The organism is Staphylococcus gallinarum, from assembly GCF_029774255.1.
In the GTDB taxonomy this organism is placed as follows: domain Bacteria; phylum Bacillota; class Bacilli; order Staphylococcales; family Staphylococcaceae; genus Staphylococcus; species Staphylococcus gallinarum.
Map to the genome: position 1 here is coordinate 2,765,555 of NZ_CP069082.1, position 26,292 is coordinate 2,791,846.

The 26,292-nt window shown below is 35.6% G+C and carries 24 protein-coding genes; 5 read left to right on the forward strand and 19 right to left on the reverse strand.

Features of this window, described 5'->3' with window-relative positions:
• The first annotated feature begins 7 nt into the window (after positions 1-7).
• Positions 8-748: a cyclase family protein gene (locus JN168_RS13085; protein ID WP_279525963.1), complete on the forward strand. Its 741-nt coding sequence runs from the start codon at positions 8-10 to the stop codon at positions 746-748.
• Between the two features lie 359 nt (positions 749-1,107).
• On the forward strand, positions 1,108-2,994 hold the full coding sequence (locus JN168_RS13090; protein WP_279525964.1) for a diflavin oxidoreductase: 1,887 nt from the start codon (positions 1,108-1,110) through the stop codon (positions 2,992-2,994).
• A gap of 92 nt (positions 2,995-3,086) precedes the next feature.
• Here the strand turns inward: JN168_RS13090 and JN168_RS13095 are convergent, their stop codons facing one another.
• From JN168_RS13095 to fadX, 5 genes are all read right to left on the reverse strand, one after another.
• On the reverse strand, positions 3,087-4,283 hold the full coding sequence (locus tag JN168_RS13095) for a thiolase family protein (RefSeq protein ID WP_042737679.1): 1,197 nt from the start codon (positions 4,281-4,283) through the stop codon (positions 3,087-3,089).
• 41 nt (positions 4,284-4,324) lie between these two features.
• The gene (gene fadB, locus JN168_RS13100) at positions 4,325-6,583 is read right to left on the reverse strand and encodes a 3-hydroxyacyl-CoA dehydrogenase/crotonase FadB (protein WP_279525965.1); all 2,259 of its coding nucleotides are present in this window, start codon (positions 6,581-6,583) and stop codon (positions 4,325-4,327) included.
• Positions 6,584-6,634: 51 nt separating this feature from the next.
• Positions 6,635-7,843, reverse strand: a complete 1,209-nt coding sequence (gene fadE / locus JN168_RS13105) for an acyl-CoA dehydrogenase FadE (protein WP_279525966.1) — start codon at positions 7,841-7,843, stop codon at positions 6,635-6,637.
• Positions 7,844-7,936: 93 nt separating this feature from the next.
• Positions 7,937-9,460, reverse strand: a complete 1,524-nt coding sequence (fadD, locus tag JN168_RS13110) for a long-chain-fatty-acid--CoA ligase FadD (protein WP_229366807.1) — start codon at positions 9,458-9,460, stop codon at positions 7,937-7,939.
• Between the two features lie 14 nt (positions 9,461-9,474).
• On the reverse strand, positions 9,475-11,049 hold the full coding sequence (gene fadX / locus JN168_RS13115; protein WP_042737683.1) for a fatty acid degradation protein FadX: 1,575 nt from the start codon (positions 11,047-11,049) through the stop codon (positions 9,475-9,477).
• Positions 11,050-11,332: 283 nt separating this feature from the next.
• Between fadX and JN168_RS13120 the strand changes: the two genes are divergently transcribed.
• Positions 11,333-11,557, forward strand: a complete 225-nt coding sequence (locus JN168_RS13120) for a Txe/YoeB family addiction module toxin (RefSeq protein WP_279525967.1) — start codon at positions 11,333-11,335, stop codon at positions 11,555-11,557.
• A gap of 499 nt (positions 11,558-12,056) precedes the next feature.
• On the opposite strand, the gene JN168_RS13125 is transcribed toward JN168_RS13120, so the two are convergent.
• The 3 genes from JN168_RS13125 to JN168_RS13135 all read right to left on the reverse strand — a co-directional run bounded on the left by JN168_RS13125 (position 12,057) and on the right by JN168_RS13135 (position 13,914).
• Positions 12,057-12,788 carry a CPBP family intramembrane glutamic endopeptidase gene (locus tag JN168_RS13125; protein ID WP_157947227.1) on the reverse strand — a complete coding sequence of 244 codons (732 nt, stop codon included), beginning with the start codon at positions 12,786-12,788 and terminating at the stop codon, positions 12,057-12,059.
• Positions 12,789-12,935: 147 nt separating this feature from the next.
• Entirely contained in the window at positions 12,936-13,532 is a 597-nt protein-coding gene (locus JN168_RS13130) for a proteophosphoglycan 5 (protein WP_279525968.1), read from the reverse strand.
• Positions 13,522-13,914: a hypothetical protein gene (locus tag JN168_RS13135; protein ID WP_052495389.1), complete on the reverse strand. Its 393-nt coding sequence runs from the start codon at positions 13,912-13,914 to the stop codon at positions 13,522-13,524. Before JN168_RS13135 ends, JN168_RS13130 begins: the two co-directional genes overlap by 11 nt.
• Before the next feature lie 385 nt (positions 13,915-14,299).
• Here JN168_RS13135 and JN168_RS13140 point away from each other — a divergent pair, with 385 nt between their 5' ends.
• Positions 14,300-14,671 (forward strand): hypothetical protein, encoded by a 372-nt coding sequence (locus JN168_RS13140; protein WP_042737689.1) that lies wholly within the window; start codon positions 14,300-14,302, stop codon positions 14,669-14,671.
• A 164-nt stretch (positions 14,672-14,835) separates the two neighbouring features.
• Here the strand turns inward: JN168_RS13140 and JN168_RS13145 are convergent, their stop codons facing one another.
• The 9 genes from JN168_RS13145 to JN168_RS13185 all read right to left on the reverse strand — a co-directional run bounded on the left by JN168_RS13145 (position 14,836) and on the right by JN168_RS13185 (position 23,144).
• Positions 14,836-16,209, reverse strand: a complete 1,374-nt coding sequence (locus JN168_RS13145; protein WP_279525969.1) for an MFS transporter — start codon at positions 16,207-16,209, stop codon at positions 14,836-14,838.
• Positions 16,210-16,653: 444 nt separating this feature from the next.
• Complete coding sequence (locus JN168_RS13150) at positions 16,654-17,031, reverse strand: nuclear transport factor 2 family protein (protein ID WP_279525970.1); 378 nt, start codon at positions 17,029-17,031, stop codon at positions 16,654-16,656.
• Between the two features lie 108 nt (positions 17,032-17,139).
• Positions 17,140-17,499 (reverse strand): DUF1304 domain-containing protein, encoded by a 360-nt coding sequence (locus JN168_RS13155; RefSeq protein WP_042737692.1) that lies wholly within the window; start codon positions 17,497-17,499, stop codon positions 17,140-17,142.
• A gap of 180 nt (positions 17,500-17,679) precedes the next feature.
• On the reverse strand, positions 17,680-18,300 hold the full coding sequence (locus tag JN168_RS13160) for an FMN-binding negative transcriptional regulator (protein ID WP_229366804.1): 621 nt from the start codon (positions 18,298-18,300) through the stop codon (positions 17,680-17,682).
• Between the two features lie 7 nt (positions 18,301-18,307).
• Positions 18,308-18,823, reverse strand: coding sequence for a GNAT family N-acetyltransferase (locus JN168_RS13165; RefSeq protein ID WP_229366803.1), 516 nt, complete (start codon positions 18,821-18,823; stop codon positions 18,308-18,310).
• A gap of 15 nt (positions 18,824-18,838) precedes the next feature.
• Positions 18,839-19,291 carry a MarR family winged helix-turn-helix transcriptional regulator gene (locus JN168_RS13170; protein ID WP_042737695.1) on the reverse strand — a complete coding sequence of 151 codons (453 nt, stop codon included), beginning with the start codon at positions 19,289-19,291 and terminating at the stop codon, positions 18,839-18,841.
• A gap of 146 nt (positions 19,292-19,437) precedes the next feature.
• Positions 19,438-20,868: an APC family permease gene (locus JN168_RS13175; protein ID WP_042737696.1), complete on the reverse strand. Its 1,431-nt coding sequence runs from the start codon at positions 20,866-20,868 to the stop codon at positions 19,438-19,440.
• Between the two features lie 200 nt (positions 20,869-21,068).
• On the reverse strand, positions 21,069-22,079 hold the full coding sequence (locus tag JN168_RS13180) for an LLM class flavin-dependent oxidoreductase (RefSeq protein WP_229366802.1): 1,011 nt from the start codon (positions 22,077-22,079) through the stop codon (positions 21,069-21,071).
• 21 nt (positions 22,080-22,100) lie between these two features.
• On the reverse strand, positions 22,101-23,144 hold the full coding sequence (locus JN168_RS13185; RefSeq protein WP_232138761.1) for an NADH:flavin oxidoreductase/NADH oxidase: 1,044 nt from the start codon (positions 23,142-23,144) through the stop codon (positions 22,101-22,103).
• A gap of 186 nt (positions 23,145-23,330) precedes the next feature.
• On the opposite strand from JN168_RS13185, the gene JN168_RS13190 reads away from it, so the two are divergent.
• Positions 23,331-24,164 (forward strand): aldo/keto reductase, encoded by an 834-nt coding sequence (locus tag JN168_RS13190; RefSeq protein ID WP_042737699.1) that lies wholly within the window; start codon positions 23,331-23,333, stop codon positions 24,162-24,164.
• Between the two features lie 172 nt (positions 24,165-24,336).
• On the opposite strand, the gene JN168_RS13195 is transcribed toward JN168_RS13190, so the two are convergent.
• Together JN168_RS13195 and JN168_RS13200 are read right to left on the reverse strand one after the other, a co-directional pair.
• Entirely contained in the window at positions 24,337-25,344 is a 1,008-nt protein-coding gene (locus tag JN168_RS13195; RefSeq protein ID WP_279525971.1) for a quinone oxidoreductase family protein, read from the reverse strand.
• 35 nt (positions 25,345-25,379) lie between these two features.
• Complete coding sequence (locus JN168_RS13200) at positions 25,380-26,231, reverse strand: aldo/keto reductase (RefSeq protein WP_279525972.1); 852 nt, start codon at positions 26,229-26,231, stop codon at positions 25,380-25,382.
• Positions 26,232-26,292 lie beyond the last annotated feature (61 nt).

Genomic DNA, 26,292 nt, shown 5'->3' on the forward strand with positions numbered 1-26,292 from the left:
GATTCTTATGAGCTATCCTTTGTGGAAACAGTTAGAACAACTTAAGGCATTAACGTGGGTCGACTTGACCCACGCCTTTGATGAAACAATCCCATGTTTCAGTGAATTTGAACGTGCTAAAGTATCTACTTTGTTCAATGTACAAGACGATGGATTTTACGTTCAAAATTGGAACCTCGTTACACAGTATGGTACACATATTGATGCGCCAATACATTTTGTAGAAAATACCAGATATTTACATGAAATTGAACTTACAGAACTCGCACTTCCACTGATTGTGTTAGACTTCTCGGATGAAGTTGCGAAAGACGCTGATTTCATTTTAACGCAAAATCATATCGCACAGTGGGAAGCTGAACATGGCAAAATTGAGCCTGGCACATTCGTTGCTTTACGTAGCGATTGGTCAAAACGTTGGCCAGACATTGAACGTTTCGAAAATAGAGATACTGAAGGAAATCTCCATTTACCCGGTTGGGGGTTGGACGCCTTACAATTCTTATTTGAAGCAAGGCATATCAAAGCGATTGGTCATGAAACCTTTGACACTGACGCCTCAGTAGATGTAGCCAAAAATGGTGATATTGTCGGCGAACGTTACGTCTTATCTCAAGACACCTACCAAATTGAGCTGTTAACAAATTTAGATCAATTACCAACACGCGGCGCAATCATTTATACGATTAGCCCGAAACCAAATGACGCACCAGGATTTCCTGTTCGTGCATTTGCAATCAAACCTTAAATTAATCAATTAACACTAAAATCTAGCCATTATAAATGATAGTTATAAAAAATTGAGCCCTTTTTATAACTATCATTCTCCTTTCTATAAATATAAACAATAACCCCAAATCGATTCTATCCCTTGGAATGATTTGGGGTTAACTTGTATCATAAGAATGTAAGATATTATTGACGATATCTACTAAGGTTACAGTTTCGCAACAAAAATCAAACTTTTAGTATTTATTGATAATACAAAATAACAAAAGTCTCTACAAATAATTAATAAAACTATAAAATAATGTTATAATTTTTATAAATTTCATATAAAAATAGTATGTATGTGGAATTTTTGTACTTTATACATTTAAGAACGAGGTGACATTTTTGCAACTCAATCAATCAAATACTCCTTTTGATACGAATCAATTGGATCTCATAAATCAGTTACTGCCCATGCTCTCTTCCGAACAAAAGCATTGGTTAAGTGGCTATCTTATCAACTCATCCGTAGAGGATTACACTTCAGAAACTGACACTACGTCTACGGCATCTTCTGCATCTACTACGTCTTCAACTTCTAGCGCATCACCAGTTGAACCAGTAGCTACCGAAGACACTCAAACTGTAACAGAGCCTTTAGATGTTCATATTCTATTTGGTACTGAAACAGGTAATGCCGAAGAGGTTTCAGAACAGTTTGAAACAACATTAAAATCTCATAACTTTAATGTACATTTGTGGGATATGGATGACTTTCCAAAGGATAAACTTACAACCGTAGGCTATGTATTTATAATTTGTTCGACCCAAGGTGTTGGTGAACCACCAATAAATGCCATTGATTTATATGAGTATTTACACGGTGATACAGCACCACGTTTAGAATCATTAAATTATTCAGTATTAGCATTGGGGGATCAAGATTTCCCTGACTTTTGCCAAGCTGGAAAAGACTTTGATCATATACTCGAACAATTAGGTGCCAACCGTATCGCAGAACGAGTGGATTGCGACTTCGATTTTGAAGAAACATCAGAACAATGGATGGCAGATATGGTCGAACTATTATCTGCTCGTGCACCCGATAAAGTTAAAGAAACAGCTACTGCTGAAGAAGTAACGCTAGAGACACATGAGGAGGGTTATTCTAAGGACCAACCTTATGAAGCTAAAGTTATTGATAATACTGTATTGACTGCACCAGAGGCAACGAGAGAAGTAAGACATTTATCTTTATCTTTAGCAGGTTATGGCGAATCTTATGAACCAGGCGACAGTTTAGTAATTATTCCTGAAAATGCACCATCATTAGTCAACAAACTGATACACGTCTTAGGATGGGAAGCAGATACGACAGTTCAAATAGGCAAAGACGCTGAAACCATTACTGTCAAAGAAGCATTCACAAAGCATTTTGAAATTTCAAAACTAAGTCCGTCACTCATTAAACAAGCAGCAGATGTATTTAAAAACCCAATGCTGAGAGCAAATGCTCAAAAAGATACTTGGATAACTAACTATATTTATGGTAGAGATTTAATAGATCTGGTCACAGATTTCTCACCTTATAGCATAGAACCTCAAACATTGATTGATATTTTGAGAAAGTTACCGCCAAGAGAGTATTCTATTGCAAGCAGCAATAAAGTAAATGCAGATAGCGTGCATCTTACAGTACGCGTCGTACGTTATGATGCCTATCACCGTGAACGTCTTGGCGTATGCTCAGGACAACTTGCAGAACGTACCCCAATTGGGGATAGCTTACCTGTATATTTAAAGAAAAATCCAAACTTTAAATTCTCATATGACAATAACACGGCAACAATTATGATTGGTGCCGGCACTGGTATTGCTCCATATCGTGCTTATTTACAAGAATGCGAATACTTAGGATTAGCTGGCAATCAATGGTTAATCTTTGGAAATCAAAATTATAGTACTGATTACCTCTATCAAACAGACCTAGAACGCTGGTTAAATGATGGCGTATTGAGTAAATTAGATTTAGCATTTTCTAGAGATACAGAAAATAAAATCTACGTACAACATCGAATTGAAGAAAATGGTGCTGAATTTTATCGTTGGCTTGAAGACGGCGCAACAATCTATCTTTGTGGTGATAAAGAGGATATGGCTAAAGGCGTACATCAATCACTTGTTAATGTAGTAATGCAACACGGTGGCTATGATGAAACTGCAGCAGAACATTATTTAACAGAACTTATCAAAGCTCAACGTTACCAACGTGATGTATATTAATAAAGATTAAAAAGCAGTGTAAAATATACACTGCTTTTTAATATGACTCATTATTTCCGCTCATATCAAAGATTTAATTACATTATCAAAATTTAGCTACGTTTACCTACATATTCAAATATACCTGCTGCGCCCATACCAACACCGATACACATTGTTACCATACCGTATTGAGTATCTGGACGTTTCTTCATTTCTGATAATAGTCGCCCTACTAACATGGCACCTGTTGCACCTAACGGATGGCCTAAAGCAATCGCCCCGCCATTTACATTTGTCTTCTCAATATCTAATCCAACCTCACGGATAGATGCTAATGTTTGTGAGGCAAAGGCTTCATTGAGTTCCACTAAATCAATATCTCCCACTTCAAGATTCGTTAACTTCAAGACTTCTGGAATTGCATATGCTGGACCTATGCCCATCAATTTAGGATCGACACCTACCGCTTTAAATCCTACGAAGCGTGCAATCGGCTCGACACCTAATTCTTTTACTTTATCACCAGACATCACAACTACGAATCCTGTACCATCTGTCAATGGTGCAGATGAACCTGCCGTCACTGTGCCGTCAGCTTTAAATACGGTTGGCAATTTAGCTAAAGATTCAGCATTTGTGTCTGGTCTAATCAATTCATCTTCTTTTAGCACAGCCTTGGAAACTACTGGACCATTCACATCATATGTCACCTTATTTACTTCTATCGGAATAATTTCATCATCAAATTTGCCTGCATCTTGCGCTTGTTTGGCACGCTGATGACTTTGTACTGCGTAGGCATCTTGATCTTCACGAGAGACTTTATAAGTTTCTGCTACATTTTCAGCCGTTAATCCCATCGGATGAGATACTCCTGAATCTTGATCTTGTAAAATAGGGTTATTCGTCGGTTCATTACCTCCCATTGGCACTGCACTCATCAATTCGACACCACCTGCAACAATGACATCGGCTTGTTCCGCAATAATTTGATTAGCTGCAAGTGCCACTGTTTGCAATCCTGAAGAACAGTATCGATTGACCGTTTGTCCAGGTACCTCTTGTGGTAAGCCGGCTAATAGTGCAATCGTTCTTGCAATATTTTGTCCTTGTAGACCTTCTGGGAACGAGTTACCTACGATAACGTCTTCCACCATGCCTGGCTCAAACTTACCTCCAACACGTTCTAATACACCTTTCAATACCTTTGCTGCTACTTCATCAGGTCTTTCGTGTGCCATCGCACCGCCTAACTTTGCTTTACCTGCTGCCGAACGTCCATACGCTACAATATATGCATCTCGCATTTAAGATCATCCTTTCTGTTATCTATAAAATGACTTCTAAATTAATTACGTAACGGTTTACCTTTTTTCAACATATGTGAAATTCTGTCATACGTTTTTTGATTCTTGAGTAATGTTAAAAAGCGTTCTTTTTCCAATTTTTGTAGATAACGTTGATTGATATATGTGTTTCTTGGAACATCCCCACCAGCTAACACCTCTGCCACTTTAAGCGTAATCTCATAATCATAATCACTGATAAAATGACCCAAACGCTGTGCATCTAACTGTCCTTCTGCCAATGCTTTAAAGTCTCTGCCAAGTGCAATATATTGTCCTTTTGTCTTAGGTACATAATTTGTTTCCGCTTCATATTGTGCTCTTTTCAAAGCAATTTCAACACACTTTTCAGTGTTAAATATGACTGTATCTGTTTCTCTTAAATAACCATAGCGAATCGCTTCATATGCATTTGTGGATACTTTAGCTAAACCAATATTCATTAATACCTTGGTAATAGCTTGTTGTTTGTCATCATGTTTATGGTTTCCACGTAAGATTCTATCTGACAATTCTGCAAGTCCACCACCAGCCGGCAATAAACCTACACCTGTCTCAACCAAGCCGATATATGATTCGCTAGAAGCTACTACTATTGGTGAATGTAGCACTAATTCACAACCACCGCCTAGCGCTCTACCTTGAACAGCTGTAACAACAGGTTTCAAAGCGTATTTCAATCTACTGAAACTATAGTGTAAATTATCGACACCTTCGCCTATATCTCGATCGACTGTGCCTTCTTCATGGGCTTTCATCATTAATTTCAAGTTAGCACCTACACTAAAGTTATTGCCATCTGCATAAATTACCATGCTTGAATAGTCTTCATTTTCAAGTAAATCTATCGCTGCAGCTAAATCTTTAACGAAATCATCAGACACTACATTATTGACACTTTGTAATTTTAATAATAATTGATTACCATGAACTACGGATAATTTAGAATCAGAGTGGTCCCATATATCCTTATCTATATACTCTGTTACCGAAGTTGTACGTTGAATTGTCTCTCCTTCTTCATAAAATGGCTCATTACGTTGCTCTACCCAATCAGGTAATTTACCCAATTCTTGTTTCATTCTAGATTTCACACGTTCAAAGCCAATCATATCCCATAATTGGAATGGACCTTGCTTCCAGTTAAATCCCCAGACAATTGCACGATCAACATCTTTATAATCGGCTGCAGCTTTCGGCACATTTAATGCAGCATAGTAGAAGTTATTTCTTAATGTTTCCCATAAAAACACACCTGCATCGTCCTGTGCATTAAAGATAATATCTAAATTGTGCGCTAAATCTTTACCAAACTCATTTAAGATAGGTTGTTGTGGTGGCGCAGGCTCAACATACGTACCACTTTCATAGTCGTACACTAAGCGTCGTTTGCCTTCCTTTTTATAAAAGCCTTGTTTCGTCTTATTACCAAGCGCACCATTTTCATATAATTTATCAGCAATTTTTGTATCATGGAAATACGGTTGTTCTTCTGGGACTTTTTGCAAGCCACCGATGACTGCTTTAGCAATATCTAGACCTACTAAGTCTGACAAACCGTATGTCCCCATCTTAGGACGACCAATACTCTTGCCAGTCAACGCATCGACTTCAGTAATTGATAAGCCACTAGATTCTGCTCTATACATAATATCGTTCATCGTTTGTGTACCCACACGGTTCGCAACAAATCCAGGTACATCATTTGCGACCACGACACCCTTACCTAATACATCCTCAGCAAATTCTTGTACTTGATCAATATATTCTTGTGCAGTATTTGCGTTCGGAATAATTTCTACCAATTTCATAATGCGTGGTGGATTGAAGAAATGCATACCAAAGAATCTTTGCTTATCTTCTTGATCAAAAGCTTGTGCAATAGCTTCAATTGGAATACCCGAAGTATTTGTAGCAAACAAAGCATCCGATTGTGCTACTGATTTCACTTTAGCCCATATCTGATGTTTGATTTCTAATTCTTCTTTTACCGCTTCAATATAAATATCCGCATCTTCATCTTCCGTTAAATCATCGTTGAAATTTCCATATGATAGATTAGATGCAAAATCCAAGTCAAACAACAATGGACGTTTCGGATTGGTAATTGTTTCATATGCTTTTTTAGAAATTTTATTTGGTTCTTGTTCATCAATCACGATATCTAGTATCTTTACTTTCAGACCTGCATTTACAAGTAATGCAGCGATTTGACTTCCCATCGTGCCTGCACCTAATACGACTGCTTTTCTTATCGTCATACTAAACCCTCCAAATATATTAATTTTGCATTTTCGTGACCATACACTTACTTATATAAAAGCTGAATCTCCAGTAATAGCACGACCTATAACAAGCGCATTGACTTCATGCGTACCTTCATATGTGTATATCGCTTCTGCATCAGCAAAGAAACGTGCAATATCATACTCACCTGCTAAGATACCATTACCACCATGAACACCTCTGCCCATAGCAACTGTTTCTCGTAATCTCAATGAATTCATCATCTTAGCAGTAGAAGTCGCTACTTCATCATATTCACCATTCGCTTGCATACGTGCAAGTTGGGCGCATGTCGCCATTGCTTGTGCAAGATTACCTTGCATCATTGCTAACTTCTCTTGAATCAATTGAAACTTGCTAATTTCTTTACCAAACTGTTTACGTTTTGTCACATAATCTGTCGTTGCCTTTAATGCACCAGCCATTGCCCCCGTCGCCATATATGCTACACCAGCACGCGTTGAATATAATACTTTCGCAATATCTTTAAATCCGTTGATGTTCTGTAATCTATTCTCCTCTTTAACTACAACATTTTTAAAGCGAATTCGCGCATTGGGAACGATGCGAAGCGCAATTTTATGCTCGAGTATTTCCATTTCCACACCATCTTGCTTTGGTTCTATAATAAATCCTTTAGGTTTCCCTGTATCAACATCTACAGCATAGACTGGCATCACATCAGCAACATTCGCACCACCGATCCATTTCTTCTCACCATTGATAATCCATTCATCACCTTGGCGTTTAGCGGTCGTTTCGAGACCACCAGCAACGTCTGAACCATGTTCAGGTTCAGTGAGTGCAAAGCAAGTTCGCAATTCATGTGATTGTAATTTAGGTAAATAATAAGCTTGTTGTTCTTTACTGCCACCAAACCAAAATGAATTATGCCCTAAACCTTGATGCACGCCGAGTAATGTCGCTAATGACACATCAAATCTAGCGATTGTATATGACATAAAGAATTGGAATAACTGACTTGGTGTGTGAGCACCCTCACGTCCTTCAAACAATAGCGGATTGTTAAAGTAATTTAATTTCCCTAATTCTTCAAAGTAGCCCTCAGGCTCGGTTGCATTTAACCAATGCTCATTTACTGAATCACGATACTTTTCTTCTAACATGTCATTGAGTTGCTTTAATAATTTAACTTCTCCTTCTGTTAAATCTTTCGCCACACTTAATATATCTTCTGGATATAACGCTTTAATTACTTCTTCTTTTGTAGTCATAATTAGGACCCCCATCCTTATTGTTTAAATGATGATAGCGCTTACATAATTGCACAAAATTTTTTATTTAATATTGTTAGTATGATGTAATGGTTAAATCTCGTCTGCATGTGCTTTACCATCTTGTGCTTTTTGATTCATTAGCTTTTGTAATTCTAACTTATCTGGTTTAGAAGTTGAATTCAGTGGCATGTGTGTTACTTTTAAATACATACGTGGTACTTTATAGCCAGCTAACTTTTCACGCATGTGCTCATCTAATTTCTGTTCAAAGTCTGGATCATCCTCTGTTAATACAACTGCTGCTGCCACAGATTCGCCATATTTTGGACTATCAAAGCTTAACACAACACCTTGTGCTACTAATGGATGCGTCGTGAGAACCGCTTCTACTTCTGAAGGTAGAACATTTTCTCCACCTGTTATAATCATTTCTTTACGACGGTCTACTATAAAAACATCGCCATCCTCATCTACTCTAGCTAAATCCCCTGTTAAAAAATACCCATCAACAAATGCTTTTTCAGTCTCCTCGGGTTTATTCCAATAACCTGGCGTTACATTTTTACCTCTTACTGCCAATTCTCCAATTTCACCTGCTAATACATCCTCATGATTATCATCTAAGACACGGATATCAACAAACATAATTGGTTTACCTATACTACCAGGTTTATTAATGCTATTTTCAGGTGTATTAACCATTACTAATGGGGCCTCTGTCAGACCATAACCATTAATAATATGATGACCCATTCCCGTGAATTTTTGTTGAACTCCGGCAAGAGGTGCGGATCCACCCTGCACTAAGAACTCAACCTCTTTAAAGTTGTCTATGTTAAAGTTTTTCGAAACGAGCATAGCATAATACATAGTCGGTATTAAAATTAAATAATTCGGCTTATGTTCAGTCATCAAATCATTTAAATCTTCACCATTAAAGTAACGCTGCAGTACTGCCGTTCCCCCTGCCATCAACAATGGCAATATCAAATCATTGAAACCTAATACATGGAACATTGGCGTGGCGATAATCGTTTTATATGTCGCATTAATCTTATAAGTTAGAACTGTGTTAATCAGATTATTGACCAGTGAATCATATGAGAACATCACACCTTTTGGCAATCCAGTCGTACCACTTGTATACATCAATATAGCTAATGTATCACCATCAATAGCTACTGACTCAAATGGTTTATGATTCGTTGGATCGACAATCTCATCATATTCAGCAGAGTCAACATCCATATATAACAAATCATCTGCCATACCTTGTAATGTTGATAAATGCTTTGCTGCATAAAATATGTGTTTCACATTAGAATCTGAAATGACACTTTCTATTTCCTTTGGCTTAAGTCTCCAATTTATCGGTAAATATACAGCACCTAATTTTGTTGTAGCAAATAACAAGTCGAGCAATGAAACATCATTTGGTGCGAAAATACCGACGACATCCCCTTGTTGGACCCCTGCTTCTTGTAAATGTGTCGCTAAATTTTCTGCTCGTTTATTCAAATCTTGATAAGACCACGATGTGCCTTTAAACGGATCGATCACTGCTGGTTTGACTTCATCATATGCTGCTCTCGTTTTAATCCAGTCGTAATTCATATTCTTCTCCCCCTTTAAATACGATCTTCCGACCTAATGACTTGAGCTAAACCTCCCCATTTGTCATGATAAATCGCCGGATTAGTCACCTTTATATCCTCTGCAACCATTGGTTTGAAATCCATATGTGCCAGAATATCTTTCTCGATGTCTAGACCTGGTGCGATTTCAATTAATTTCAAGCCGTTATTCATGAGTTCAAATACACCCCGTTCAGTGACAAAGTAAACTTCCTGACCAAGTTCCTGTGCATATTGTGCATTAAAGTCTACACTGCCCACATGTTGCACAAATTTATGCGTGTGTCCTTGTTTATTTATATCAATCTGTCCATCCTTGAAATCAAGTTGACCCCCGGCAACCATTGTTCCTGAAAAAACAATGCGCTTTACCGTCTGACTAATATCAATAAAGCCACCACAACCATTCATTTTGTCACCAAATTTTGAAACATTGACATTACCTACCGCATCAACCTCTGCAAAACTTAAATAAGCAACATCTACTCCGCCGTTATAAATAAAATCCCAAGTTTGATCATGCCTCATTTGCGCACTAACATTGTAATTCATTCCAAAGTTTTGTCCGCTACTAATCATGCCTCCAAACACACCTGTATCAATATTCAATTGCACAAGATGATTCGCATTCTCTTCAATTAATACATTCGACAAGTCATTATTGATACCAAAGCCTATACTCACTACATCTTCTGCCTTTAAAAATTGAGCAGCTCGACGTAATATTACTTTGCGAATGCTTAATGGTAAGAAAGGTTCTCGAATTTCTGGAATACGATATTCACCAGCAAGTGCAGGATCATAATAATGCTGCATTACTTGTCTATGGTATTTTGGATTTTCATTTACAACGATATAATCAACTAATTTTCCAGGAATAAAGACATCTCGCGGATTAAATTTTCCATTCTCAATAACCGCTTTAACTTGCACGATGACTTTACCACCATTATTATGTGCCTTTAGTGCTACACTATAACCCTCACCAAGATGGGCTTCATGCGTCATATAAATATTCCCATCTTGATCTGCATAAGTTCCTCTTAACAAAGCAATATCAATATTTGGAAAATCATATTTCAAATATTGTCGATGATCAACTTCTACTAGGCTCACCAAATCTTTTGTAGTTCGTTGATTCACTTTACCTCCTCGATATCTAGGATCAACATTCGTATGCAAACCAATTCGTGTTAAATAGTCAGGTGAAGCAGCTGTATGATTACGATAATGTGTCGTCAGTACACCTTGAGGTATATAGTATGCCTCAATTTCATTGTCTTTCATCGCACGAATTGTTTCTGGTGATGCTGTTATAATGCTCGTAATCAACCTTTTTATCATATTTCTTGTTACAAATGAATCTAAATCAACACCATCCCCCCGATAGTCGCTGATATCATTGGCTAACATAAACGTTAAATTCTTAGGTGTCTGCAACTCATCATAGTGATCAACCAATGCCTTTAGTAAGGCTACCGGCAAGTTAGCTGATGACAAAGCAGCTATAGCAATTGTATTATCGTCCTTTATAATGTCTGTTACTTCAGATAATGGAATAATCTTCATACCAATAATCTCCTATCATTCATTAAATGCAACACAACAATTCGACGCTAAGTTTAACCATCATCCCCCTTTAAATATGTAAGCCCTTTCATGTAATATACCATTAATTTTGAGAAATATGCAAAAATTTAAAATTTTATAACTATTATAGAAACGATACACTTATGAAACGATACGTAACTTTGCGTGTAAATAGAAACCACAAGAGGCAAGGTTATTTACTTATTCATAATATAAATTTGGATTTTGCTATTTTTGTGGTTGTTAAAAGATATCAGACAGAATGTATCTGATTCAAAACAAGGATAGAGAGATGGTTAAAAGAATTAATCAATTATTAAAAAGTATCTCTAGAGATGGTGCTTTAGAGGGTATAGGCAAACCAGAAAAGCTAGTTGGCAATTTTTCTGGGTATTATAGTAGACGAATTAATCAAGAACATAGACTAGTATATACGGTAAATGACAGTGCTACATTAGTGGCATCTCGTAGATATCACTACAAATAAAGATTCTCAGATATAAAGTTCTAGGACAAACATCAGAAGCCTGTAGATGCATTATTGTATATTGAATGATTTATGCTCAAATACAAATAAGACACATTTAACTCGAGAATCTCAAGGTATTTAATGTAAAACCTTAATATCTAGATAGTATTTTAGCAAGACTCCTGAGGGAACAGGGCAAGCTGAAGCTGTACCCTAGGAAAGCGAGCTAACAATACGCAGTAATGAATAAAAATAATAGATGAGTTATTTGTATATTTGATGATTTATATCACAACACAAATAGTATACATTTAATATGGGAACCCTAAAGTATTTTAATGTAAAGCCTTAATTTCTGGACAGTATTTTAGCGAGACTCCTGAGGGAACAGGACAAGCGGAAGACTACAGGCTGAAGCTGTCCCCTAGGAAAGCGAGCTAACAATACGAAGTAATAAAAAAAGACGGCTATTAACCGTCTTTTTTGCACTGTGTATAATCAATATTGCCAATAAATATTACGTAAATACCATAACTAACATAGCAATACCTGCCATAGCATTGTTCAACATATGTACCATCATGCTATCTTTCAAGTTTTTACGTCTGTTGTAAACTAAGTAAAAAAACATACCCAAAGTCATATACATCAAAAAGCTAATCCAGTTTGTAGAGCCATGGAGTGATGAGAATATTGCTGAAGATATAATCAATGGTAAAAGAAACGCCGACTTTTTAAATATAGTTTCCTTAAAAATACCTCTAAACAGTAATTCTTCTAAAAATGGGGCTACAAAAATAATGACAATTAAGAAAAATAGCAATCCTATTACTGATCCAACACTTAAATCGTTCAATTGTTCCATTTGATTTAGCAAGATTTTATCATTTTCCGAAATGTTATCGCCAAATACCGATTGCATAATAAGAGTAAAAACACCAATCGTAATACGTAAAACAATAAACCACAAAATGTTAATCAAAATATCTTTTAATCCAAATCGATGTTGAAGTGTTTCATAGCTTTTTTTATGGTAATACCATCTAAATAACCACATTATAAATATAGTCCAAATAATACCCAATACCGTTATGCCTATAACAATCCATAAACTTGCATGATTGACGACAGAATAAATAATTGATCCCGCAATCATCGTAGGTGATGACACTAGGAACATTAATCCTATAAATATTAATATATTAATAATGCGATTCCCTTTTGGTTTAACACTATTTGAGTAGTCCATGTTCCCCATCCTTTTTAACTCTTTTTATACTATACATTAGATAATAGCATAGTATCACTGACTGCCACATTATTGTTTACACTTTTATATCTATTATTTTCTGTCTTTTTCATATAAAATTGTAAATTTCGTGATTAAATAACCATGTTACTTATGAGTCGTTATCAACTTACCATTCTTATATTTCACATGTGCACCCTTTTGAATTGCATCGTAATCCTTTTTAGGGACAACAATTAAATGTTCTTTATCTCGTTTATCTTTAATTGTAATCGTATATAGCTTATCTTTTGCAGTCATATTATTCTGTAATATATGATGTTGCTGCTTGATGTTGAGATTATGATGTTGCATTACAATCCAAAAAAACAAAGTATTGTTGAAATACATTGATGCCAATCGCTGATCATTATAAGGTGCAGTAGGCGTAATAAAGGAATGATAAGGTCTTGATAAAGGTTTCGTACTACTTGTTTTACTATTCGCTTTTTGTGACGTCGCATTTCTCGAACTATTGATATTAGTAGACATATTACTTTGTACAGCACGTGATGCTACATTCGCACGAGCACTTGAAGACGTACTCGTCGTACTACTTGTTGACGAACTGCTACTTGAACTACTTGAACTGCTCGTACTGCTTGAGCTACTTGAACCACTACTACCAATAGCTTCTGTCACAGGTGAAAAGACAAGTCCCAACATGGCAAGCGTACAAACCCAAACGCTGACCTTATTTATCATCTTTACTTACCTCTCCTTTATCTTTAACTTCACCTTCAATTTCATTATTATCGTATGTCATATATGGCAGTCGATAGACGTGATACTTCTTGCCATCTTTTACAACGTATGGTTTTTGCTTACTATCTTTCAAGATATGTTCATAAACATTTTTACTTTCCGTTGTATATGTATGCGTTTTGCCTTTTTTGTCTTTATATCCAATTTCTGCTCTTGGATAATCTTCATCACCGTTGGCTAACTGTTCAAAATATACGAGCTCTTGCTTATGTTTGTTAACCGTTTCTTGCTTTGGCTTTTTTTCTTCACCATCATCACATCCGACAATTAAGACGGCAATTATTGCAATACCAATTAAACTTATAATATTTTTTATTTTCATATTGTATACCTCCCATACTACATATTAACAAATATAAAACCATTTGTTATTAATTAAATTTAATTTATATGTTAATAAAATATAAAGTAGCACCAATACAAAAGTGTTATTTTACAGTAAAAATGTTTATTTTCTAATATTAGTGGAAAATATGGAAATATATTCAATTCTAAAATTATTAAAATTTTGTTTGAAAATGGTTTTGTACATATTATAACAAGTGATTAATAATTTAGATGACTATGAATATGCATGATGACGTCACACGTTTTTGCCTGCTCAACAAATAATGACATCAACTGTTCCTACGCTTTGTTTTCCATTTTGTTAGATATTCACTGTTTTAAGTATAGCTTTTCAAAGATTATGATTAGGCGGTGGTATGATGAAAATAGAACAATGTATTGAAGATTTTATGAATAGTATTGTTAAAAGGGACGCCGAACTATTTTGTAGTTTATTATGTCCAAATTCTCTTTCTCGCATTCGTAAACGAATGTATACGAATAAAAAATATAAAAGTATTAATCGCTTTGTTAAAGAACAATACTTAGATAAACTGACACGTCTTGTTGCGCCAACTTATAAATATGATTATTTCAAAGATGGTAATAAATATATCGTCAGTTATCGTTTTCCGCAAAATAATACTTATTTAAAAACTGTATTCATTATTTATGCGAGCGACCCTACGTTATTAATAAATTTAGATATCAATAAAGTTCAAGTAAAGGTGCATTATAATACACAGATATGACTAACATTCATTTAAAGTTAAATTGTATAGTAATAGTAAGCATTAACGCCAAACACAAAAAGAGGTAACATTCATTATTCACCTGTAGCACAATAAACTGCACAGTTATTAATGATGTTACCTCTTTATTTAATCTACTTAATTCACTTTATCCATACTAGTACTTAAGCTTTTGTATGCTTAGGAATAATCAATTGTGTCATAATAACACCTGTCGCCATAATGCACAATGTGATTAGAAACGTACCCATAGCAGCCATTTCTATTGTCGTATGTGTTTGTAATATTGCATAAACTGTAGTACTTACTGCAATACCAAAGGCTCCACCAAGTGTCGCACACATTTTATATAAACCTGTGGCTAGCCCTACCTTTTCATCTGGCACAGTTAATAAGGCAACCGTTAGTCCTGGGGTTGCGCATAAGCCATTACCGATAGCACAAATAACAAAGCCAATTGTCGCAGCCATGATGTACCACTGGGCTGGTAACATAGTCAAACTAATCAGTACGAGACCCATTGTTGGGAACAGTGGCCCTACTAACAACATCGGTTTACCACCATATCTCACTGATAATCGTTCTCCTATGCGCACCATAAAGATCGCCATTAACACATAAGGTACTGTAACCAGGCCAGCTTGAAAGGCATTTAAGCCAATTGCGGTTTGTACATACATATTAAATACGGTCATCATGCCAATACCTGAATTCAAGATAACATTACTTAACGAAGATCCTACAAATGCACGGTGTTTAAATAATGAAAAATCAATAAACGGCATTGCCTTTTTACGTTCAAATATTACAAATACTATACCTGAAATTAAAAATACAACGAGGCAGCTTACTGAAAATACACTTAACCAACCACGTTCGAAACCTTGCGTCATAAACAAAGTAACACTGCCTATCATAACGGCAAACAAACACATGCCGATATAGTCAAAAGGTTGACGATCAATGATTTCCTTCTCTACTTCTTTAGTTCCTATCAACAATACAAATGCAATCAGTGCGATTACTATTGAAATGACAAAGTTAACTTGCCAAGTCATATAAGTCGCTACAAAACCGCCGACCATCGATGCAAAGCCAACGCCTCCTACACTTGCAATCATTAAATAACTAAAGGCTTTACGCAGATCCTGTCCTTTAAATTGATCATTTAATACGCCGACCGTTGCTGGTAATAGTATTGCTGCTGATAATCCTTGTAGGATCCTACCCACAATAAGTAGCGCAGTGACACTAGAAATAATGATGAGCAATGAGCCAATCACACTTAAGATAATACCGATATACGTCATTTTCAACTTACCAATTTTATCTGCGACGTCTCCAGCTCCCACCATAAAAATGCCTGTAGCAAACGATGCCAGGCTCACTGATAAATTAACGACACCAGTCATCGTGTGATATGTTGCTTGTACTTCCGTAGATATATTTATAAACGATTGTGCAAATAGCCAATACGTTAACACACTAAATACTATAGCTAAAATCAATTTGTTTCCCGATTTTTGCTTGGTAACCATGATGTGTTTGACCTCCTAATCTATATTGATGTATATATTTCAATTACAATATTGCTTGTCGAGCACTTATATGATTAGACTTCCCCACACATCAAGTCATTACTGGTCATACTTTTCTAGTGATAACACGTTTAACGTCTTATCTATCTATAAATATTCGTTGCTATTACTCGAATATTGTAATCTTAGAAAAATATACACAAGTATGATGGTACCACAAATTTATATTAATGGAGTCCTATTTTTTCAGTAATTTTTCAAAGCAAGTGCAAGTCAGTATTAATTCAATTACCATCCGCAACATTATTCAATATTTCAACAAAAAAAGGTAACGTTGCGCCTCATGTACGTATGTGGTATACCTACTTAACGTTTAACTTTAAGTCGTTAACCGTTCAACCACTACTCAAGACACATTGTTACCTGTTTCGATAGTAATATAATTTAATTTACCGATGAAAATAAGCCACTATCATCTGGTTTGTTTTCCAAATAAGTAATTTGATGGTGCTCATTTAACCTCGCAATATCTATACCTTCTTGCGTATAAACACCTGTTTCATAACGTTTACCACAAACCGCCCATCGCGTTTGAAAGCTGCCGTCCTCATTTTCTATCCAACCATCATACATATGCTTTAAATCTGCATTGATTTCAAACACTTTACGTACAAACTGTTTCCAAGCCTCAATGCCGTGGTAAGATTGACCATTCAATACAAAGGTAATATCTTCACTAAATAGTGCCACTAAACGATTGAAGCTATCTTCACTCACACGCGAGTCATCAAATAATTTAAAATATGCATCCAATGTTTCCATAACATTCACCTACAATTTCTTAGCTAATTTCAACCTATTCGGTTATTTCCCGGGAATTAAGCCACTACACAACAATGTAGCGGCTTTTCTAAACCTCACAAATATAATTTAAAAGAACAATGAGATTAATGTAATAATTGGCAAACCACCTTGTTTCAATATAATACTCTTATCACTAGATAGCCCACCATAAATCGCAACGATAATGATATAAACCAATATCACTGCAACCATTTCTTTGGGGTGACTTGCAAATGCAACGGCGTACAATAGTACAAGACCAATTACACCATTATACACACCTTGATTCTTAAGTAGTACGTTGACATTAGCATCTTGTAACTTCTCTTTTGAAATCTTAAATACTCTACTCGTACTAGCAGATGTGGTAGCAAATGTTTCTAAATACATAATATAAAAGAACTCCAAAGCCACTAATACAGTTAAAATGACTGAAACAATATTCATTAAGGTCATCTCCATTTAAATAAATTTTGTCATTAAATCTTTTAATATGCTAATTACCTACAATTATTAGTATAAATAAGTTGATTCCTACATTCTACTGTACTTAATCGTGGACTACCAGAATTTTTTCTTTCACTATAGTTATGATCATGATTCAGTGTTTCTATAACAACGAATTTCTTATTTCGAGCGTCCTTGTTCTTTCGCCATTGCTTCGGCAACTGCACGGTCTAAATGATTGTCAGAATGATCCAGTGTATCAATAATATTATCTTTGTCTGTCGTACTACGACTTTGACTTAATTTATACGCCGCAAAAATTTCTGTTACTTTTATACGGAAACCCTTAACACCTTTCATCTGACGCTTTGTTCTTTCAGACATATTGTTCCAAGTAGCACCTTGATCTCGCTGCCCTTCATATTTATCCAATAGCATCGTCAAATCAGATACCAGTTCCTCTTCCGTTAACAACCTACTCTTACCATATACTTGTACACTTTGATAATTCCAGGTCGGAACATCTTCATCTTCGTACCAAGTAGAAGAAATATACGCATGAGGTCCTTGAAAAATAACTAAGATATTCCCTCCATGATCTAATGTTTGCCATTGCTGGTTCCCCTTCGCAACGTGTCCTGTAATATATAATGTTTCCTCATCTTCCTGAACATTTACAGGAACATGTGTCGCTATTGGTCTGCCTTCCACAGTCGAAATAACAGTAACAAAGTTATGACGTTGCATAAATGCTTTGATCTCTTGATAATCCTCTTTAGTATATTGTTTTGGAATGTACATTGCTATGCTAATCCTCCTTTATAGGACGAGACATAATATAATCAATTTGCCTTTCATCCCCCATGTAAAATGCATGCTCATCAATTTTGGTAAATCCTAAACGTTTATAAAATTGTATAGCATTATCATTCTTCTCCCATACACCGAGCCATATACGATTACAGTTATTTTCAGTTGCCACAGTTAAAGCATGCTCAAATAACTGCTTTCCTAAGCCAAACTTTTGATAATCCTTTGCTATATAAATACGTTCAATTTCTAAATTATTTCCTGGGTACTGTTCCGTTTGTGCATCTAAAATATTTACTTTCAAATAACCAGCCAATTGTTGATGATAATAAATCACATAAAAATATGAATGTGGATGTTCAATTTCACTTAATAATTTAGCTGTCGTAAAAGCATTTGCTAAATATTGATTAATATTCTCTGGTTTATTCTGTGATCTAAACGTTTCATCAAATGTTTGAATACTTAAATCCTTCAAAATGTCGATATCTGCTTTAGTACATGCTTGTATCAATTTTTCACCCCATCTTTAATAATCACGCTTATTACCTTTTTTGACATACAACCAATCATCTGAAATATTATCTTTAACTCTTTGAAGCATAGAGGCTAATTCTGTAATTTCTGTTTCTGAAAAATGATTAAGTGCGACCTTATTAGAATGTTCATTTTCTCTAATAATCAATGGATATAAAGCTTGGCCTTTGTCAGTCGCATACAATAATTTATTCTTCTTATTATCATCATCTGCTATTTTCTCAACAAATCCATTCTTAACCAAATTGCTCACAGCGCGTGATGCCGTAGTTCTATCAATTTTCAACATTTCAGCTAATTTTTCTTGAATAATTCCAGGATGCTCACAAATTCTAACTAAATAAACAAATTGCCCTTTAGCTAAATTCAATTCTTTAAATTCAATATTACTGATTGAATCAAGTGCCCTGGCAATAACACCTATATCTCTCAATATATCTTTCATTTTCAAACTCCTTTTTGTTGCATTTGCAACATAATTACAATATACCATACTTTTTGAAAATTAAAACCCTCTGATACTTTAAATATTTACAAATAAAAAAGCTGCAACAGATGTTAACCATCTATCACAGCTTGATATTCCATAAATTACTGTACTTTCTTTTCTTTTATCATGCTTTTTGTAACGTAAAATAGGTAATAGGCAATCCCTATGACAAACCACATCAACGTATAGAATTTAGCTTGACCACTCAATCCCCAAAATACCGCAAAGATACAAATAAAAATAATTAATGGCATTACTGGATAAAGTGGTAATTTAAATCCAGGCTCTGGTAAATCTTTACCTTCTCTTCTACGTAGTCCATACATACCAACTGTCACAAACATAAATGCAACAAGTGTACCTGCAGATATGAGCTGTGCTAAGAATGCAAATGGGAAGACCGATCCTACTAATACTGCAACAACTGTTAAGACTAATAAAGCTCTATTCGGTAAATGTTTATTGTTTAATCGTCCAATCCAAGCTGGCAAGATACCATCTCTACCAAATGAATACAACAAACGGGAACCAGCTAACATCATACCAATTAATGCCGTAAACATACCGATTACCGACACTGCTTGAACAATAATAGCTACCGTTTCATGACCGCTCGTACGTAATGCCCAACCTACAGGTTCAGCGTTGTCTTTATACTGAGAATAGTCAAACATACCTACGAGTACTAAAGACACAGCTACAAACAATGTCACCGCAATGACCAATGACCCAAGAATACCACGTGGCATTGTCTTATGTGGATTAATGGCTTCACCCGAGTTCGCAGCAATCGAATCAAAACCGATATACGAAATAAATATGACTGAACTTCCGGCATAGATACCTTGCCAACCACCAAAGGCACCATCAGCAGTCATCTTATATTCAGGAATAAATGGCACATAGTGTCCTATATCTACTACACTTAAACCAACAATTAAAAATAGTAATATTGCCAATACTTTTAGCACCACTAATATATTTTGTACACGTGCGGTTTCTGATGCCCCACGAGATAATAACAAAGCAGTAATAATAATTACGATAGCCGCAATTAAATCAATGATACCGCCATTTGTCCCTAATGAATTAGATAGTGCATCCGGTAACTTCACATGGAAAGGTTCAAACAATCCCCTTAAATTCGCAGAAAATCCAGACGCAACAAATGCGACGGCAATAATATATTCAGCAATTAATGCCCAACCTACTAACCAGCCAAAAAATTCACCATACAATATACTAATCCAAGTATATGCCGAACCTGCAACTGGCATGGCTGATGACATCTCTGCATAAACAAAGGCAACCAGTGCCGCTACAATAGCAGAAACAAGAAATGACAAACTTACAGAAGGGCCTGTATGGTCAGCAGCAACAACACCCGGTAAGGTGAATATTGCCGTAGAAACGATTGTCCCTACACCTAATGCAAGAAAGTCTCTAACCCTAAGCGTACGCTCTAAATGCGCATCTTTATTTTGATAAAGTGAAAAATCCTCTTTTTTCAATATTCTTTTAATAAAATTCATTCTAAATTACTCCTTGATGTATTAAAAACAAACACGTTTTTAAGTATAATCATTTTTGAATATAATGTATATATGAATTTTTGAGGAATTATTAACATTTTTGGATATTCTTTATAACTTTTGCTTATAATTTCATTTATTATAGAACTTAACGTTAATTTGCACTTATTGTTACAAACATTATTCTTATTATTTCTATACTATAATGTATTAGTCACTTCTTTTAATAATTTGAGCGAATTTTTTCTCGCTTCAAAGTCATAAATAGGACTCAACGTCATCACTTCATCTATAGCTAACTCAAATTTTAACGACTTCAATTGCTGTGTAACAGTAGCTTTATCACCTATAACATACGTGTCCTTAATCATTTCTATTTCTGCCCATTCTTTGTCAGTTTGTACTTCACTTAACGCTTTATCAGGTGCTATAAGCCTTGATAACACACCTCTATGCAGATAAAATTGCGCATGTAATGCACTTTTAGCAAGTGTTTGTGCATGTTCATTTGTATCTGCCATAATTGTTTTAATTGCTACGATTACCTTGGGTTCTGAAAGTATAGCTGACGGCTGAAATTGTTCACGATACAGTGTAATCGCTTCTTCCATCGCACCTGTTTCATAATTAATAAAATGCGCAAAAACATAAGGTAAACCTTGTTCTGCAGCTAACTTTGCCGAATCATTACTCGATCCTAGCAACCATAATTCTGCTGGTTCCATAACTTTAGGTGTCGTCTGCAATCCTTTGACTACAGAACCTTCGGGCACTGTATTCTTAAAGTAATGTGCAATTTCATTCAATTTTTGTGGAAATTGATCTACATTGCGTTTAGCAATGACACCGCTTTGTAATGCAATGTTGGACAGGTGATGGCCACCAGGTGCTCGACCCACTCCTAAATCTACTCTACCAGGTGCCAATGCACTCATAACATTAAACATTTCCGCTACCTTATAAGAGCTGTAATGAGTAAGCATCACCCCACCAGTACCAACACGAATGTTTGCCGTCTTAGCAAGTAGATATGAAGCCAATACCTCAGGGGCAGACCCCGCAAGTGCATCTGTACTATGATGTTCGGATAACCAATAGCGTGTATAGCCCAGTTCATCTAAATATTGTGCCAATGCCACAGTATTACTAAATTCTCGCTCACTCGACTCCCCTTCAATCAATTGTGTTTGATCTAAAATACTGACATCCATCATACTCACTCCTCGTTCAATTTAACCTCTAAATCCAGGTTGATATTGTGTTGGTACAATCTCTTCTTTAGCAATCTTTCTCAATTGTTCATTAGCAGTCAATGGCCAATACGGATTACGCAATAATCCTCTACCAATCGCTACCATATCCGCTTCATTATTACCAATAACGGCATTAGCTAAAATTGGATCATCCAAACGGCCAACAGCAATAACTGGTATGTTTAATGCTTCCTTTACCTTTCTGGCATATGGTAGTTGATATCCAGCATGTGTGCCAGGTCTACCATGCGGCGATATAGGTCCTTCTCCACCAGCAGAAACATCAATTACATCAGCACCCGCTTCATAATATGTACGAGCAATATCAATTCCTGTTTCAATACCATATCCATCATCAACAAATTCTGTTGCAGAAATACGTACGATAAGTGGCATTTCGTTTGGCATTTCTGCTCTAGCAGCAGCAATAACTTTTTCACCAAATAATGTAAGTCTTTCACCAAATTCATCTCCGCGTTGATTAGAACGTGGCGAATGAAATTGATGTATTAAATACCCATGTGCGCCATGTATTTCAATTGCATCAAATCCTGCATCTACTGCAGCTCTTACAGAATAGCGATATTTCTCAATCATTTGATACACTTCCGCATTCTCCAATGCACGAGGTGTCTTAAATGTTTCATCAAATGGAATCGCAGAAGGACCCACTGGTGTTTCTGCATGCTCTGCCTTTCTACCTGCATGCCCTATTTGAATCGCCGCTTTAGCACCATATTGATGAATGCCATCAACAATATCCTGTAATTTTGTTTTCTGAGTTTCATTCCATAATCCCAAACAAAAATCTGTAATTCTACCATCTGGTTCAATGTTAGTCATTTCAACCATGACTAATCCTGACCCACCAATTGCTCTACTAATATAATGATGATGATGCCAATCTGTAGCTATCCCATCCTTTTCTATAACACTATATTGACACATCGGTGACATCATAATGCGATTCTTTAATGTTAAACCTTTTAAATCGACTGGTGTAAATAGGTGATTATCTTTCATTTTTAACGACCTCACTTTATAATTTGTATGCACACGCATATAATCACACACGAAATGCCTATAGTCAAATAATTAATTTTTAATAGTTACTTAAAAGTGCGTACTTTTATTTTTTAAAATAAATGTTTACAATGAGAATCATAAATCTTATATATGCACAAGCATATAATTTAAAGGAGCGTTATTATGCAACATATTGAATTTTATAATGGCAACACAATGCCACAATTAGGTTTAGGTGTATTCAGAGTAGAAAATGATGACACAGCCAAAGACGCAGTAAAACATGCAATTGTTAATGGCTATCGTAGTATTGACACAGCATTAATTTATGGTAATGAAGAACATGTTGGCTTAGGTATTAAAGAAGGTATTGCAGAAGCTGGAATTACTAGAGAAGATTTATTCATTACTTCAAAATTATGGTTAACTGACTACGGTCAAGACAATGTAGCTGCTGGTTATCAGAAGTCGTTAGATAGTCTTGGTTTAGATTATTTAGACTTATACTTAATCCACTGGCCAGGTACTGATGAAGCAGTCATGATTGATACTTGGAAAGGTATGGAAGCATTGTATGAAGCTGGCAAAGTGAAGAACATCGGCGTAAGTAACTTTACAGAAGATAATTTGGAAACATTAAAGGCACATACTTCAATCAAACCAGTAATCAACCAAGTTGAATTTCATCCTTATTTAACTCAACGTAATTTAAGAAATTATTTGGCGAGTGAAAATATTCAAGCAGAATCATGGTCACCATTAATGAACGCTGAAATTTTAACAGACGAAACTGTAAATGATATTGCACAAGAATTAGGGAAATCACCTGCCCAAGTCGTAATCAGATGGAATATTGATCATGGTGTTGTCACTATACCTAAATCTATTACACCTCATAGAATAGACGAAAATTTAAATGTCTTTGACTTCTCACTATCAACAGAACAAATTGAACGTATTGATGCATTAAATCAAGATAGAAGAATTGGTCCAAACCCTGTTGAATTTAACGGATAAGAATAGCATATTACATGATATAACAAAGCAGTAGATACAGAATATAGACTAAAGTGAATCCTTATGAAAGCAGTCATATAATCTATAAAAGCCCTTAAATGAATCTAATTTCATTTAAGGGCTTTCGTTATAGGTATACCTTATCCTTATAATAACTTACTATATCATTCAACTATTCTGAAATTCGAATAACAATTTTACCAAAATTTTCACCATTCGATAATGCTTCCAATGCCTTTGGTGTTTCATCTAGATTATAACGTGCACCTATGACAGGTTTAATTTGGTGTTGTTCAACAAGGTCAATCATATCTTTAAAGTCATCAGGACTGCCCATTGTTGAACCCAATAAAGTCATTTCTTTTAATGTCATTGTCGGCAATAATAAATTGGGTACAGGGCCACGTGTTGCCCCAAAGCTAACGATTCGGCTACCTAATTTACCAATATTGATAAAGGATTTAAATGACTCTCCACCAATACTATCTATAGTTAAATCTATACCTTGTGATTGATTTAGTAATTCATTTTCCCAATCCGCATCCTTATAGTTCACACCGGCTTGTGCTCCAAGTTTAAGTGCAAAATCAAGTTTCTCTTGTTGGCTTGAAGATACATACACATTCGCTCCTAAGGCTTTAGCAAATTGAATTAAGTACGTTGCAACACCGCCACCAGCACCAGGAATAAACACATTTTCGTTTGCTTGCACCTTACCTTTTGTAATGAGTGCGCGATATCCTGTTAATCCTGATAATGGTAGTGCAGCAGCTTCTTCCCATGTTAAATGTTGGGGTTTAGGATAAACATTTTCGACTGGGATTTTAACAAATTCTGCAAATGTGCCATCATAAGGCATTCCTAAAATGGTAAAGTCTGCACTTTTAACTTTAGGATTATCTCCCCAATTCAAGCCAGGGTTAATAATTATTTCATCACCTACAGAAACATCTGCTACACCATCACCAACTGCAACAACTTCTCCAGCACCATCAGAACCAATGATTTTTGGCACTTCTGTTCCTGGATAACTGCCACTTGCTATCATCACGTCACGTCTATTTAAGGCAGCAGCCTTTAACTTAACAACAACATCGCCTTCACCAGCAACTGGTGTTGGCACTTCTTCTACAGCTAAACGATAATTATCTTCTATATTGTTTAATACGATAGCTTTCATCTATTTACATTATCTCCCTTCAAAAATCCTCTCAATTAGTCATGTATCTTCCAATTATTAAACATCTCTACTGTCTCAACAGTCTGTCGGTCAATATATAAACTTTTCTCTTGATCTAGTGTTTTAATCTTATTCATTTCTTCTTCTGTTAATTCAAAATCCCACACATCAAGATTTTCTTCTATTCTATTTCTATGCGTGGATTTCGGAATAACTGAGATACCACGTTGGATATGCCAACGTAACATAATTTGAGGTACTGTTTTTTGATGTACTTTAGCAATATCACTTAAGATACTATTGTTTAATACTTCTTCTGAAGTTTTAGCTAATGGTGACCACGCTTGTGGTTGAATATCATATGCTTTCATCACATCAATTGCTGCTTGCTGTTGGAAGAAAGGATGCATTTCAATTTGTAATACTGCTGGAACAATTTTATTATTCATAATCAAATCTACCAAAGGTGCATTATCAAAGTTACTTAAACCTATTGCTCTAATTTTTCCTTCTTCATAAAGCTCTTCCATAGCACGCCAAGAACCATAATAATCATTAAATGGCTGGTGAATTAGATACAAATCAATATACTCTAATCCTAATTTCTCTAATGAGGTTTCAAAAGCTTGTTTTGCTGCTTCATATCCTGCATCTTGCACCCATAACTTTGTCGTAATAAATAATTCTTCTCTTGGCACATTAGACTTTCGAATTGCAGCTCCTACAGCCTCTTCATTCATATATGCTGAAGCCGTATCAATTAATCTATAGCCTGCATCTAATGCATCTAACACGGCTTGTTCACAAACGTCTAAATCTTCTATTGTAAATACGCCAAATCCTTCAGTTGGCATTTCAACACCATTATTTAATGTTACGTATTCCATATGTGTAATTCCTCCAATTTAATTGTTTAATCATAATGCATAAGTTGGATCAAATCTTACG